This is a genomic window from Kordia sp. (genome assembly GCF_965224175.1).
Classification (GTDB): domain Bacteria; phylum Bacteroidota; class Bacteroidia; order Flavobacteriales; family Flavobacteriaceae; genus Kordia.
Window position 1 is genome coordinate 2863800 of the sequence record NZ_OZ245041.1, and the last position, 13732, is coordinate 2877531.

At 32.3% G+C, this 13732-nt stretch carries 18 protein-coding genes; 5 read left to right on the forward strand and 13 right to left on the reverse strand.

All coding sequences use genetic code 11. The features are described 5' to 3' along the window. Nucleotides 1-157: 157 nt before the first annotated feature. Nucleotides 158-1858, forward strand: a complete 1701-nt coding sequence (locus tag ACOQOS_RS12445) for a helix-turn-helix domain-containing protein (RefSeq protein ID WP_420570786.1) — start codon at nucleotides 158-160, stop codon at nucleotides 1856-1858. 110 nt (nucleotides 1859-1968) lie between these two features. Then, complete coding sequence (locus ACOQOS_RS12450; RefSeq protein WP_420570787.1) at nucleotides 1969-2166, forward strand: hypothetical protein; 198 nt, start codon at nucleotides 1969-1971, stop codon at nucleotides 2164-2166. Between the two features lie 61 nt (nucleotides 2167-2227). On the opposite strand, the gene ACOQOS_RS12455 is transcribed toward ACOQOS_RS12450, so the two are convergent. Next, nucleotides 2228-2503, reverse strand: coding sequence for a hypothetical protein (locus ACOQOS_RS12455; RefSeq protein WP_420570788.1), 276 nt, complete (start codon nucleotides 2501-2503; stop codon nucleotides 2228-2230). A 179-nt stretch (nucleotides 2504-2682) separates the two neighbouring features. On the opposite strand from ACOQOS_RS12455, the gene ACOQOS_RS12460 reads away from it, so the two are divergent. After that, nucleotides 2683-2868, forward strand: coding sequence for a hypothetical protein (locus ACOQOS_RS12460; RefSeq protein WP_420570789.1), 186 nt, complete (start codon nucleotides 2683-2685; stop codon nucleotides 2866-2868). A 207-nt stretch (nucleotides 2869-3075) separates the two neighbouring features. Further along, nucleotides 3076-3252, forward strand: coding sequence for a hypothetical protein (locus tag ACOQOS_RS12465; protein WP_420570790.1), 177 nt, complete (start codon nucleotides 3076-3078; stop codon nucleotides 3250-3252). 55 nt (nucleotides 3253-3307) lie between these two features. Here ACOQOS_RS12465 and ACOQOS_RS12470 read toward each other — a convergent pair whose 3' ends face one another. After that, the gene (locus ACOQOS_RS12470; RefSeq protein WP_420570791.1) at nucleotides 3308-3667 is read right to left on the reverse strand and encodes a hypothetical protein; all 360 of its coding nucleotides are present in this window, start codon (nucleotides 3665-3667) and stop codon (nucleotides 3308-3310) included. Nucleotides 3668-3765: 98 nt separating this feature from the next. On the opposite strand from ACOQOS_RS12470, the gene ACOQOS_RS12475 reads away from it, so the two are divergent. Continuing rightward, nucleotides 3766-4203 (forward strand): cytochrome c oxidase assembly factor Coa1 family protein, encoded by a 438-nt coding sequence (locus ACOQOS_RS12475; protein WP_420570792.1) that lies wholly within the window; start codon nucleotides 3766-3768, stop codon nucleotides 4201-4203. A 54-nt stretch (nucleotides 4204-4257) separates the two neighbouring features. Here the strand turns inward: ACOQOS_RS12475 and bioA are convergent, their stop codons facing one another. From bioA to atpD, 11 genes are all read right to left on the reverse strand, one after another. Next, the gene (gene bioA / locus ACOQOS_RS12480; protein ID WP_420570793.1) at nucleotides 4258-5523 is read right to left on the reverse strand and encodes an adenosylmethionine--8-amino-7-oxononanoate transaminase; all 1266 of its coding nucleotides are present in this window, start codon (nucleotides 5521-5523) and stop codon (nucleotides 4258-4260) included. Further along, nucleotides 5523-6134, reverse strand: coding sequence for a dethiobiotin synthase (gene bioD / locus ACOQOS_RS12485; RefSeq protein WP_420570794.1), 612 nt, complete (start codon nucleotides 6132-6134; stop codon nucleotides 5523-5525). The genes bioA and bioD overlap by 1 nt, the downstream gene beginning before the upstream one ends. A gap of 7 nt (nucleotides 6135-6141) precedes the next feature. Continuing rightward, a complete protein-coding gene (locus ACOQOS_RS12490; protein ID WP_420570795.1) occupies nucleotides 6142-6522 on the reverse strand; it encodes a DUF2007 domain-containing protein in 381 nt (126 codons plus the stop codon). Then, complete coding sequence (locus ACOQOS_RS12495) at nucleotides 6519-7655, reverse strand: aminotransferase class I/II-fold pyridoxal phosphate-dependent enzyme (RefSeq protein WP_420570796.1); 1137 nt, start codon at nucleotides 7653-7655, stop codon at nucleotides 6519-6521. Before ACOQOS_RS12495 ends, ACOQOS_RS12490 begins: the two co-directional genes overlap by 4 nt. Next, a complete protein-coding gene (locus tag ACOQOS_RS12500; RefSeq protein ID WP_420570797.1) occupies nucleotides 7652-8152 on the reverse strand; it encodes a hypothetical protein in 501 nt (166 codons plus the stop codon). Before ACOQOS_RS12500 ends, ACOQOS_RS12495 begins: the two co-directional genes overlap by 4 nt. A gap of 59 nt (nucleotides 8153-8211) precedes the next feature. Further along, on the reverse strand, nucleotides 8212-8844 hold the full coding sequence (locus ACOQOS_RS12505; protein ID WP_420570798.1) for a SanA/YdcF family protein: 633 nt from the start codon (nucleotides 8842-8844) through the stop codon (nucleotides 8212-8214). Nucleotides 8845-8933: 89 nt separating this feature from the next. Then, nucleotides 8934-9710, reverse strand: coding sequence for a hypothetical protein (locus ACOQOS_RS12510; protein WP_420570799.1), 777 nt, complete (start codon nucleotides 9708-9710; stop codon nucleotides 8934-8936). A gap of 165 nt (nucleotides 9711-9875) precedes the next feature. Beyond that, the gene (locus ACOQOS_RS12515) at nucleotides 9876-10622 is read right to left on the reverse strand and encodes a hypothetical protein (protein WP_420570800.1); all 747 of its coding nucleotides are present in this window, start codon (nucleotides 10620-10622) and stop codon (nucleotides 9876-9878) included. 102 nt (nucleotides 10623-10724) lie between these two features. Continuing rightward, on the reverse strand, nucleotides 10725-11441 hold the full coding sequence (locus ACOQOS_RS12520) for a hypothetical protein (RefSeq protein ID WP_420570801.1): 717 nt from the start codon (nucleotides 11439-11441) through the stop codon (nucleotides 10725-10727). Between the two features lie 186 nt (nucleotides 11442-11627). Next, nucleotides 11628-11921: a F0F1 ATP synthase subunit epsilon gene (locus ACOQOS_RS12525; protein WP_420570802.1), complete on the reverse strand. Its 294-nt coding sequence runs from the start codon at nucleotides 11919-11921 to the stop codon at nucleotides 11628-11630. A gap of 94 nt (nucleotides 11922-12015) precedes the next feature. Beyond that, a complete protein-coding gene (atpD, locus tag ACOQOS_RS12530; RefSeq protein WP_420570803.1) occupies nucleotides 12016-13524 on the reverse strand; it encodes a F0F1 ATP synthase subunit beta in 1509 nt (502 codons plus the stop codon). Nucleotides 13525-13732 lie beyond the last annotated feature (208 nt).

Sequence of the window (13732 nt, forward strand, 5' to 3'; positions counted from 1 at the left end):
AAGAGTGCTAATATCGTAAGAAATGTGATGATTTGCTAACATTTATAATGTAGTTTATGAAAGAGAATTACAAGTATTTTTTTTGCTCATTGAAGTTTGAGAGTATATCTGGATATTTTCTAGTATTTTTAAATTCTTGATATAAAATATATTGCTGATGAATATTTCCAAACTGTTCTTTTTTGTGTTGTTGCTTCCACTGTATATGGCTGCTATTAATCAAGATTCTCTAGCTGTTTTTAAACAAAAAAACTTAGTACAACAACATGCGTATTTGAAAGAGCAATTGAATTCTAAGAATAATATTGAGCGTTATATTCAGGTTTTTTTAGATCGAGCAATAAAAAGAAAAGATACGTACTACATCGCAACATCATATTATTTTCAACATCGCATTTACAGAAAAGCAAAAGTGTATCACAAAGCACATGCTGCTATAGATAAAGCTATTGGATTGGCTCAACAAAGTAAAAAAGATTCTTTGTTAGGTTCTTTTCTTCATGCTAAAGGAGCAGCTATGTATATACAATCTGATTATGAGGGCGCATTAGATTATTATGTAAAAGCTTATGATATTATGCGTACAAAAGGTTCTATCAGCAATCGATTGACACTCGAATTTGATATTGCAACAATAAATTTAAAGGTAGGAAAGACTGAAGAAGCTTTGAATGAATTCAGTGAAATTATACATTCGTACGATTCCTTACTAATGTTGCAGCCTGATTCTCGTTTTCTGAAAGTTCGATTTATTAAAATGCTGAACAATACTGCCAAATCGTACACAAATGCCTCTATGTATGATTTAGCCATTGAACTCTATTCAAAAAGTCTTTTATTGAATAAAACAACGCATTATCTTTCTGGAGAGTGTATTGCTATAGGTGGAAAAGGAAATGTGTATACTGCTGAGAAAAAATATCATAAAGCATTAAATAAAATTGAAGAAGCTTTAGCAATTTCTACAAAGAATCCTGATCTTCATTTAATTACTCCTTTTTTACTACTTGATAAAGGAAAATGTTTGTTTGGATTGAAAAAATACCAAGAAGCGCTTCTAAGTTTTTCTGAAGCAGATCGCATTATCCAAACTAAAGATTTAAACTTTATCGAATTGGATGAAACCTATCAATTTCTTGGTAAAACTTATGTTGAGTTAGGCAATCATAAAAAAGCAACCGAAGTTTTCAATCAATACATTAAACGTAAAAATTTAAGTACCGAAAAACGTTTTGAATTGTATAAAACAATTTTTGAAGAGTATGATTTAAAAAATGTTGAATATCGTGCAGACAAAGCAGAAGAAACATCTACGTTGTTTAAAAATTACTTCATACAAGCCATCTCGGCTATTATTATTTTGATCATTACCGTAGTTATTTTCTTTGTATACTACAGAAATAAACAAAAGCAAAAACAGGCGAAGTTTCATAAAATCATTCAAGAGTTAAAGACAAAAGATCTTTCTCAAACCGAATCGCAGCCAAAAGGATATGTTTTATCTGATGAAAAAGCTTCTAAAATATTAGACAAATTGGAAGTTTTAGAAGCAAATTTATTTTTCTTGGATAAGAAGTATAATCTTTCCACATTGGCAAAAAAATGCAATACCAATTCGAGTTATTTATCAAAAGTAATTAATAAGTATAAGGAGAAAACTTTTTCAGAATATATGACAGATATGCGAATTACGTATGTGTTGAATGCCCTGAAAGATGATAAAAAATTACGTTCATACACTATTCAATCTATTGCAGAAGAAACTGGTTTTAAGAAATCGGAATCGTTTGCAAAGGCTTTTAAGAAACGTACAGGATTCAATCCTTCATATTACATAAAAAACCTTGAAAATCTGTAATTTACAATTAAAAAAACACTCGCTATTTTTATAAAAATCGATTATAAATGTTGGGATTCTGTACTAGAATTAACGTACTTCAAGATATCATTAATTTTAAAGCAAGTAATATGAATCGCAAATTTCACAAAAGATTATCACTCCAAAAGATCACTATTTCCATACATCAAATTTATGGAGGTATCGCTGATAATGGAGAGACAGTTCCGCCATCGAGTGCATATGACGAACCAACTGAAATTCCTAGGTTGGACACAAAGCCTAACGATCCAATTTTACTAAGTTACAATTCACCTATTTGTATTTAACATCTGTAACATAACTCAAAGTACAAAAGCGAACTTTTAAAGTTCGCTTTTTTAGTATTGATTATGCACAAACTTGTACAGATAAACAAGGATTTGGAATTCCGTTATTACAGTATGAAAGCTCAATGGTTGGTCTCGTACAACCTTCTGCACATGTTGCAACAATTGACGGACCTGTAACTATACAATCTTTTGAATAACAAGGTCCATGTTCTGATTGTACTGGACATGGATATTGCTTGGTAACATTTACTCCACCTTTAACGCCTGATGACTGTAAATTAGATACACGATTTTTCTTTAAACTCAGTTTGAGATTTACATTCTTTTTTTTCATGATTAATAGATATTAATTTATACAATCAAAATTAGATAGCTTTTTCAGCCAACACAAGGCTATACTTACGGCTTTCATGAAAATCTATCACGATTTTTATGAAAATCGATTATAAATATTAGCAATCTATTCAAGAATTAACTTCCTTCACAATAGTTATTAACTCTAAAATTTTTAGCATGAAAAGTAAACTTCATAAAAAATTATCTCTTAAAAAAATTACCATATCAACACATTTAATATATGGTGGAAACGAAGACAACAGCAATAAATCGAGTGCTTTCCATGAGCCAACAGAAACTCCAATTCCTGTTGAGGATGAAAATCCAGCGTTAATTAGTGCACACAACGAAACTTGTATTTAACAATATCTATGATCAACAAAAAGCTCTTGAAGAATTCTCAAGAGCTTTTCTAGTATTAAACACACGGATATTTTATAAAATAAGTTATCAACTATAACATTTTTAAAGTCTATCACGGTATTTATAAAAGCCGATTAGAAGTATTGGGAATTTATTTTAAAATTGATTTCCTTCACATTATTAATCAACTCTAAAACTTACAGCATTATGAAAAGTAGATTCCACAAAAAGTTATCTCTTAAAAAGATTACAATTTCTACACATACTATTTATGGTGGAAATGAAGATGATACAGAAAGATCTAGCGCTTATCACGCTCCTACAGAAATCATTCTAGAACCTGAAGAAGAGCTTAAGAGTCGAATTATTGATATTTGCCCTTGATACATTCATTATAAAAAAAATAGAAGTACTTCTTCAAAATATAAAAAAGCGAACCTTAAAAAGTTCGCTTTTTGGTTTTACAGTACTGTTGTGGACATTGTGCTGGATCAATCGAAGGATTACACCATTGCGTCGGACACCAAGTTCTTACCGATTGTTGTGGGCATGGGCTTTGTCTTGTTGGAGAATCACAATTGATACACGTATTTTGTGTTCCTGAACAAATGTTTGTTCTTGCATTTAAACCACCTGTAAGTCCATCTTTTTGCAAATTAGAAATAAGATTCTTTTTTAAATTTAGTTTACTGTTTAAATTCTTTTTTTTCATAATACTTAAGTTAAAGTTTTTGATTTGTAATACTTCAAAAGTATACTGACTCTCAGAACGATACAAGCAATCATTTTCGATTTTCATGAAAATCTAGTCTACAATTTATAAATTCCGTTTGGTATGCATTTGTAACATTTTCAGTATTTTAGATACTTGTTAGAAAGAACCTTAAAGACCAACTAATGAATCGACTTGAAGCACATCCAAATCATCAACCACGAAAAAATTGGTGGCAACGCAATTGGAAATGGTTTGTACCAACAGGCTGTCTTTCTATTATTGCTTTGTTTGTTATTTTTATCATCGCTATCTTCTTTACTGTCACTTCTTTTATAAAGAAATCAACACCGTATAAAGATGCTTTTGATAGCGCGACGACTAACGAATATGTTATTGAAATTTTAGGTAAACCTATTGAACAAGAAGGAATGCTTCAAGGAAATATTTCTATCCAAAATAATACGGGAGAAGCTAATATTTCTTTTCCAGTAGAAGGACCAAATGGCTCAGGAACCGTGTATGTTGTTGGGCAAAAATACAACGGAACATGGACGTATGATAAGATGACTATTTATATTGACTCGTCTAATGAAACGATTGATTTATTACAAGAGCAGTAGCGTGACTCAACAATGATTCACAACAAACTACATTCAACAAAAAATTATTATAGTTTAAAGTTCATCAATAGTTTCTCGAATGGCTTGATATATTTTTTGTAGTTGCACATCTGTTGTAACGTATGGCGCCAAAATATAGATGGTATTTCCTAGCGGACGCAAACAAACACCTTTGCTCATAAAAGAATGAAACAGCTTGTCACGTAAATTCCCATAACGCTCCATTTCTATGTTTAGATCTAAGGCAAAAATTTGTCCTTGTTGTCGTGTAGAAGCTATTTTGGGGTGATTTTTTATTTCTTGACCAAATGCTTCGTGTGAAGCTTTAATACGTTTTAAGTTTGCTTGTATTTCGTCAGATTGTAAGAGTTCTATTCCAGCAATGGCAGCACTACATGCTACAGGATTTCCGGAATACGTATGCCCGTGGAAAAAACCTTTTTTCATATCATCAGCATAGAAAGCATTGTATATTTTTTGACTGCAACTTGTTATTGCCATTGGCACCATTCCTGCAGATAATGCTTTTGATAAACACATAATATCTGGTTTTGTTTCTATGTATTCCGATGCAAAATTTTTACCTGTTTTTCCAAAACCAGTCATCACTTCATCAGCAATAGTAACCACATTGTGTTCTTGAGCAATTTTTAAGATTTCATTGATATGAATTGCTTCATGCATTTGCATTGCTGCTGCGCCTTGCACTAAAGGTTCGTAGATAAATGCTGCTACGTGATGTTCTTCAATAAGTTTTTTGAATAAAGCTTTGACTTCTTCTATGTTTTCAGCAGTTGGCACAGGAATTCTGGATACATCAATAAAGAAATCTTCAAAAGGTCCGTTGTATACTGATAAGCCAGAAACAGACATTGCTCCAAAGGTATCGCCGTGAAAACCATTTTCTAACGCAATAATTTTTCCTCTTTTTTCATTTTGATTGAAATGATATTGCAACGCCATTTTTATAGCTACATCAATCGCTGTAGAACCATTGTCTGAAAAGAATAGCTTTTCTTGATTATCAGGAAGTATTTCTATGAGCTTTTCTGAGAGTTCTACGGCTGGTTTATGTGTAAAACCTGTAAAGACCACATGATCTAAGGTTTCCATTTGTGCGCGAACTTTATCTATGATATACGAATTGCAATGTCCATAAACACAAGTATACCAGGAAGCAATTCCATCGATATATTGATTATCATTTTCATCGTACAAAACAGCTCCTTTTGCTTTGGTAATTGCAATATGATTTGGATGCGATTTGTGCTGTGTAAGCGGATGCCAAAGGTGTTTTTTATCTCTTTCTTGTAAACTCATTATAGCTTTTCTTTGAATATTTCTGCGTATTCACGAATCACATTTTGATCAAAATATGGTTCTTCATCAATACGTCCTAATACAGGAACATTTGTCATTTTTTGAATGATGGCTTCTGTTGTAGGATGTTTTTCTCCACTAAATAAAATAGACACTTTAAATCCTTTTTCCTTCAACAAATTTACCGTTAGTAGTGTATGATTGATACTTCCTAAATAATGACGAGAGACTACTATTACATGGTATTCTGGTTGAATTACATCTAAAATAGTTTGTTCATTATTTAAGGGTACTAAAATTCCACCAGCACCTTCAATCACTAAATGATTTTCTGTGATTGGTTCTTTTATTTCTTCTAAATTGATGGTTAGTTTGTCAATTTCTGCGGAAGCATGCGGACTCATTGGTGTATGGAGCGCATAACTATTTGGGTGAATTTTTGTTTTTGTATTTGAGATATAACGTTCAATTTTATGACTGTCTGAATTGTCTAAATCGCCCGCTTGTACAGGTTTCCAATAATCTGCTTGCAATGCTTCTACTAAGATAGCTGAAGCCACTGTTTTACCTACTTCGGTTGAGATTCCTGTAACGAATATTTTTTTTTGCATTGTTTGATTACTTTTTGAAAATTTCTCCACAATCTATACATTCATAACGTTTGGGTTCAAAGAATGGAAATAATAAATACAACATGCTTTTCTTTGGTGGCGCTATAATGATGCGGTTTTTTCCACAGTTAGGACATACAATTCGAACTCTATGCTTGTCTACTTCATATTCACGTAATTCGTTGTATAAAGTTATGGCAGCTTCTTTATCTTGTAAATGTACTTGCAATTTTACACCACCAATTGCATGACTCACCAATGGATCAACATCAATCGTATGTTCATCTTTTAAAAATACTTCAATGCCATGCGACATAAATTTACCTTTCATCACTTGTGCTTCCGCAGTGTATTCAAATGATGCTACTGTATAAAAATCGTTCTTCATGATTGTACTTTTTTTAGTGCTTCAATGACTTTCATAATCTCTTCTTTTGTATTGTATGCATGCAGACAGAAACGCAAACGCTCTTTTCCTTTAGGAACTGTTGGCGACACAATAGCTTTTACTGCAAAACCTTGTTCTTGTAACTTTTTTGCTGTGTTTTTTACGCTTAAATTCCCAGAGTAGATACAACAATGAATTGCAGCATTTCCTTCTATAAAGTTTAAATCTATTGTTGCCTGTTGAAAGATTTGAATGTTTTCTTGTAATTGTTGTATCGCGTTGGTTGTTGCTAGTTCATCATAGGCAACTTTGATCGTAGCTATTGCATGTGGCGATAATCCTGTGGTATAAATTAAACTTCGAGAAAAGTTGATTAAATAGTTTTTTAAATCTTCACTTCCAATAATTACAGCACCATGACAACCCAATGCTTTTCCAAAAGTATAGATTCTGGCAAATACCTCATTTTCTAGTTTTAGTTCTTGCAATAAACCTTGTCCATGATCTCCAAAAACACCCAAAGCATGTGCTTCATCAATAATTAAATAGATGTTGTTTTGCGTACAGAAATTGATCAATTCTGGTAAATTAGGCGAATCGCCATCCATAGAAAATACAGATTCTGTCACAACATAAATCTCCTGATCATCGGTTTTGCTTTGCTGTATTTTTTGAATTTTCGTTTGTAAATCTGTGAGATCGTTATGCTTAAATTTATATGATTTTGCATTGCTCATTCCAATTCCATCACGAATGGACGCATGAATAAACTCGTCATAATAGATAATGTCTCCACGTTGTGGAACCGAAGAGAAGAAACCAATATTTGCATCATATCCAGAGTTATATAGCAATGCTGCTTCTCCATTGTGAAATGCACATAATTGCGCTTCCACTTCTTGATATAATTCGTAATTTCCTGAGATCAAGCGCGATCCTGTAGCACCGTTTTGTTTTAGATTACGATCAATGAGTAATTGATGTGTTTTATCGAAAATCGTTTCAGAAGCCGCAAAACCTAAGTAATCGTTAGAAGAAAAGTCAATTCTTTCAGCGATAGAAGGCAAGGTTCTCAGTATATTGTTTTGCTTGCGATCTTGAATTTTTGTTTGAATCTTTTTTGGAATTTTCATAGATCAATCCATTTTGAATCGTTCGCAACTGTAGCATCAAGTAAATCGATTCGCAGAGAAATTGCTAATTTTTTTCCTACTTCCAAAGCTGCTGCTTCATCAAGCATGCTGTATATATTGAAATGCTTGTTTCCAGCATACCAAAGATTTACTTGGTACATTCCTTTTTTGTTGAATACTGAAATATATTCTAATGCAGGAAGTGTTTTCCATCTGCCTAGCTTTACAAATAAAACTGCGCGTTCATATTTGTATCGATTGTTTTTGAAATCGAAATAATAGGTTTGAACTACGGAATAATAAAATGCTGTTGCGCCTGAAAATATGGCAATTTCTATAAACTGAACTTTATTTTCTACAATAGCCTTTTCAAAAGAAAGTTCGAATCCAAAAAATAGAAGCAGTATACACATAATTGTCACTGCATAAAAAAATGCAGCAACGATATTGTGCCAAAGCGATCTATCTCCTTGCGAAATTATTACTTCGTCTTTCATGATGTAAAAATACTGATTATTCTACGGAAAGTATGAGAGAAATTTATGAAGATATGAAACTATTTTATGGCGATTTTTTCACCTAAGAATTTAGGCTGTTTTCCAATAACAAGATCAATACACATAGCAACACGCGCCAATACTTCTCGCACTTTCACTTTGAAACCATTTCGTCCACCGACATTTTTTGCATTAAAACCAACTGCATTGATTCCTTTGGCATTCGCTATCGCAATGGCACGTTCATTGTGAAATTGCTGAGAGATAATCGTTATGTTTTCTTGTTGAAATATTTCTTTGCTACGCACTACCGAATCTAAAGTTCTAAAACCTGCATAGTCTAGAACAATTTTGTTCTCTGGAATTCCTGCCGCGACCAAATCTTCCTTAAAAGCTGTAGGTTCATCATAATTTTTACTCCCATTATCGCCACTTACCAATATATATTTTATTTTACCAGCTTTGTATAAACTAACAGCTGCATTGATACGATATCTATAAAACAAATTGATATTACCGTTTTTGAGATATTTTCCAGTGCCTAATAACAAACCTACTTTATTAACTGGAACCTCTACAACTGAGTTAAATGTTTTTCCTTTGGTTGTGATTTCTACATATGCATTACAGATAACTGTTCCTATTACTATAAGGAGACATGTCCATCCAATTCGTTTCAACCATTTTTTCATTCGTATTCTAGTAATTTTTGTTTTATGATATTAAAAAACCCTTTCAAATTGAAAGGGTTTTCAGTTTTCAGTTTGTTAGTTAGCTATTCTTAAATAGTATTGATATATCTAATTAATCTTTTTAGACTTTTTTCTTTGTTTAATTTGATACGATTCTCCTTGATGAACGCGTTAATCATATCTGATTTTTCAGGAAATAAAGCTAAGAATTCTTTTCTCTTTTTTGGAATTTTGATCGCTTGTCCATTTTTACCTTTTTCAATATAGAATTCGCACTTCATATTTTTGAATTCGGTTGTAATTGAAGAAGCAGAACTTCCGTATGTAGACTTTCTTTTCTTTACTAGCTTTTTACACTCTCTTTTATATAATGAAACGTTATTGTTTTCTTCAAGATTGATGTAATACCCTAAATCGTTTTCTTGTTCGCTATCTGCCTTTTCTAAAACTTTATACTTAACGTTATTTGCGTGCTGACTGATTTCATAGTTTTTCTTCTTAGAAATTACTAATACTTCAGACTCTCCGCCTTTTACTTCCATTTCATCTGTTAAGGCATTGTAACGTACAAGATATACTTTATCTACATGTGCTATTTTTGCAGTTGTGAAATCTTTTTGCATGTACGGTGTTCCAATTGTATTTGGTCCATATGTTGTTCCTTGGTTTCGAACAATAACTGAGTTTAAGGAACTATCAAAGTCCATACTTGCCTTAGAAGCCAATCTTGTTGCTCCTTGAGGTGGCGCCATTCCGTAGCTTCCGCCAGAACATTGTTGCGAGAATCCTTCAAAACTAAATAAAAGGCATACTACAAGAAGATATTTTAGGTTTTTGAGTGCGGTTTTGGTGTGAATTGTTTTCATAATTAATCTTTTTTTGGTTTTAATGAATTTAAATGTACAAAAAAATACGAGCGAATGAAATTATCCAATTGTTTTTTTCACGGCAACTCCTTGAATTTGTTGAAATTACGCACAAAAAAAGCATCAAACAGCTGTTTGATGCTTTTTTTGTGCGTGTAAAGCTTTTTATAGTGAATTCACATAATTGATAATTTTTATCAAATCTTGTTCGTCTTTCACTTCAAGGTCATTTTCTTTAATAAATGCTTTGACTTCTTTTTCTTTGCCTTCAAATACTTTTGAAACACCTCTTGTAGTTTTAGAAAGTTTAATGGCATGACCATTTCTATTCAATTCAACGTAAAATTCATTTTTCTTGTCTTGAAACTCTGTGATGATTTTTGGAGCTGGTGTTATATATGGTACTTTTTCAAGTCCAATATTTAACTCTTTAACTTCCTTCCTATACAATGAAGCATACTGATTCTCTTGTATAACTTCAAAATAACCAAGTTTAACTTTTTCGTAACGCAAGTCAGTATCTAAAATTTTATACGTTTTATTTCCTGATTCGAATACGATTTTGTTACGTTGAAACTTTTTATTAATTAATCCACTTCCTTCTTGAAGTTTGATTTCCATTTCATCCAAGTACGCATTGTAACGTAGTTCGTATGGTACTTTCGAGTTTGAAATTTTTGCTTTTTTGAATTCTTCATCATAGAATTGCGATCCATCTGCAATTTCTAGGATGTTTTTGTTGCTATCACCTGTGTATCCTAATACATTTATAGGATTGTTCTGAGGCAATAAGAATGTAACATTTGACGGCGCATGCTCTGCAGTTACATTTACAGTTTGCTGCGAGAAAGCAGCCATTGTAAACAACATTACAAACGCATACAAGAAACTCTTTTTCAGTAATGATCTCATAGTAATTGGTTTTAATTGTTAATGTTAGAATTTATTAATATTCCACAAAAATCTTACCATACTATGATTTATCGTAGTATTTTTTCTACTTAAATACTTTTTTTACAGTGAATTAACGTAGTTAATCAATTTTACCAAATGTTTTTCCTTGGTTACTTTAATTTTATTTTCTTTGATAAACTTCTTTACAGCATCTTCATTTCCTGTAAATAATTTAATAACAGACTTTTTCTTTCTTGGAAGTTTTACAGCGTTTCCGCTTCCATTAAGCTCAACATAAAATTCGCTTTTTTGCTTTTTGAATTTTGCAGAAGTTCCGCCTAAATTACCATTGTAAGCAGCTTTTTTAACTTCTACGAATTTTTTTCTATCTTTTCTATACAAAGCAACATTTGTTCCTTCTGTTAATTGCACATAGTAACCTAGTTTATCTTTTTTGCTATCTGCGTATTCTAGAATTTTATAAGTAATATCTCCCTTATTTTGCTTGATAATATAGTTTTTGTTCGATTTATTCATGATCAGTGTATCACTACTTTGAATCACTTCCATATCATCTAGAGCAGCATTGTAACGCACAAAATATACTTTGTTTAATGGAGTAATGTTTGCCGAATTAAACTGTTCGTCATAGTAAGGAGAACCTTCTATATTAGCTTTTGCTATAGCTGCAAAGTTTTTTTGCATTTGTGCTTGTAGTGTCAAATCATTATGAAACATAGAAGCTTGCGCTGCTTGTCTAGCAGACTGGGAAAATCCTACTGTACATATTAAGATGAAAATACAAGATGTTATTAATTGTTTGATGGGTGACTTCATAACATTAAGTTTTTATATGTGAATTTACGAATTGAACATAGTTTGTTCCAAATAAATTGTTGCTTTTTAACTATATATCAAAGATCAGTCCAAATTATTATTAGCAAATCTTAACAGTATTTTTTTAATAAAAAAAGCACCAAACTATAAGTTTGATGCTTTATATCTTTACTATTGGATTAATAATTAATCGGCTAGTACTATAACTCTGTTATCTTTCATTTCAATAGTTCCAGAATTGATTTTTAAAGTTAATACTTTATCATCATCTACATGAGGAACTATCTGCGCATGTAATTCATCAAATACTAAATGTGTTTTAGTATGTGTATGAATTTTTACTGTACCTTCTTTTAATAAAGATACAATAGGTGCGTGATTATTTAACATTTGAAATTCACCATTAATTCCTGGTACAGTTACAGAATCTACTTCTGAACTGAATAATGTTGCTTCTGGTGATACAATTTCTAAATACATATGTTCTAATTATGAATTGTGAATTATAAATTATGAATTTGGAATATGTTGTACTCACAATTCTTCATTCGTAACTCTGAATTCTGAATTAAAATTACGCTTCTGCAAGCATTTTCTCTCCAGCTTCGATTGCTTCTTCAATTGTTCCTTTTAAGTTGAAAGCAGCTTCTGGTAAATTATCTAATTCTCCATCCATAATCATGTTGAATCCTTTGATAGTTTCCTTAATATCTACTAATACTCCTGGAATTCCTGTAAACTGTTCCGCTACGTGGAAAGGCTGTGATAAGAAACGTTGTACACGACGTGCACGTCCTACCGCCATTTTATCTTCTTCAGATAATTCTTCCATACCTAAGATGGCAATAATATCTTGTAATTCTTTGTAACGTTGTAATAACTCTTTTACTCTCTGTGCACAGTTATAGTGCTCATCTCCTAAGATATCTGCTGTTAAAATTCTTGATGTAGAATCTAATGGATCTACCGCTGGGTAAATACCAAGCTCAGCAATTTTACGAGATAATACTGTTGTTGCATCCAAGTGAGCAAAGGTTGTCGCTGGTGCTGGATCCGTTAAATCATCCGCAGGTACGTAAACCGCCTGTACAGATGTAATAGATCCTTTTTTAGTTGAAGTAATACGTTCCTGCATCGCACCCATTTCTGTTGCTAATGTAGGTTGGTATCCTACGGCTGATGGCATACGACCTAAAAGAGCCGATACCTCAGAACCTGCTTGTGTAAAACGGAAGATGTTATCTACGAAGAAAAGTACATCTTTTCCTTGTCCATCTCCAGCTCCATCACGGAAGTATTCTGCAATTGTTAATCCAGATAAAGCAACACGAGCACGTGCTCCTGGTGGCTCATTCATCTGTCCGAAAACGAAAGTCGCTTTCGATTCTTTCATTGCTTTTTTATCTACTTTAGATAAATCCCATCCACCTTCTTCCATAGAGTGCATGAAATCATCACCGTACTTGATAATACCTGATTCTAACATCTCACGTAAAAGGTCATTTCCTTCACGAGTTCTTTCTCCTACTCCTGCGAATACTGAAAGTCCACCGTGACCTTTTGCGATATTGTTAATCAACTCCTGAATTAATACTGTTTTACCTACTCCAGCACCACCAAATAATCCAATTTTACCACCTTTTGCATAAGGCTCAATCAAATCGATCACTTTAATACCTGTAAATAATACTTCTGTAGAAGTTGATAAGTCTTCGAATTTTGGTGCTTCTCTGTGGATAGATAAACCATTGTTACCATCTTTTGGCAATTCTCCTAATCCATCGATAGCATCTCCGATAACGTTAAATAATCGACCGTATACATCGTCGCCAATAGGCATTTTTATTGAGTCACCAGTAGTTAATACGTCTGTACCTCTACTTAGACCATCTGTTGAATCCATAGAAATTGTACGCACTGTGTTTTCTCCAACATGCGATTGTACTTCTAGTACTAACTTAGTACCATCTTCTCTTGCTATTTCTAATGAATCATAAATTCTTGGAAGTTCGTTCCCAGCGCTGAATTCTACATCAACAACAGGACCTATAATTTGTGCAACTTTACCTGTAACTTTTGACATTACTTAAGTGTTTAATGTTTAGGTTATTAAATACTGAAAATTGGAATTCATATTTTATACTAAAACATGACCTTTTTTCGCGGTGCAAAGATATATTTTATTAATTAAAATAAGTAGTGTTTTTACTATGTTTTTTTATAAATCTAAAAAAACCTTTGTTTCTCTGTGTTTTTTACAGGCTTTATACGTCGTCTAAAAATGGTTAAAT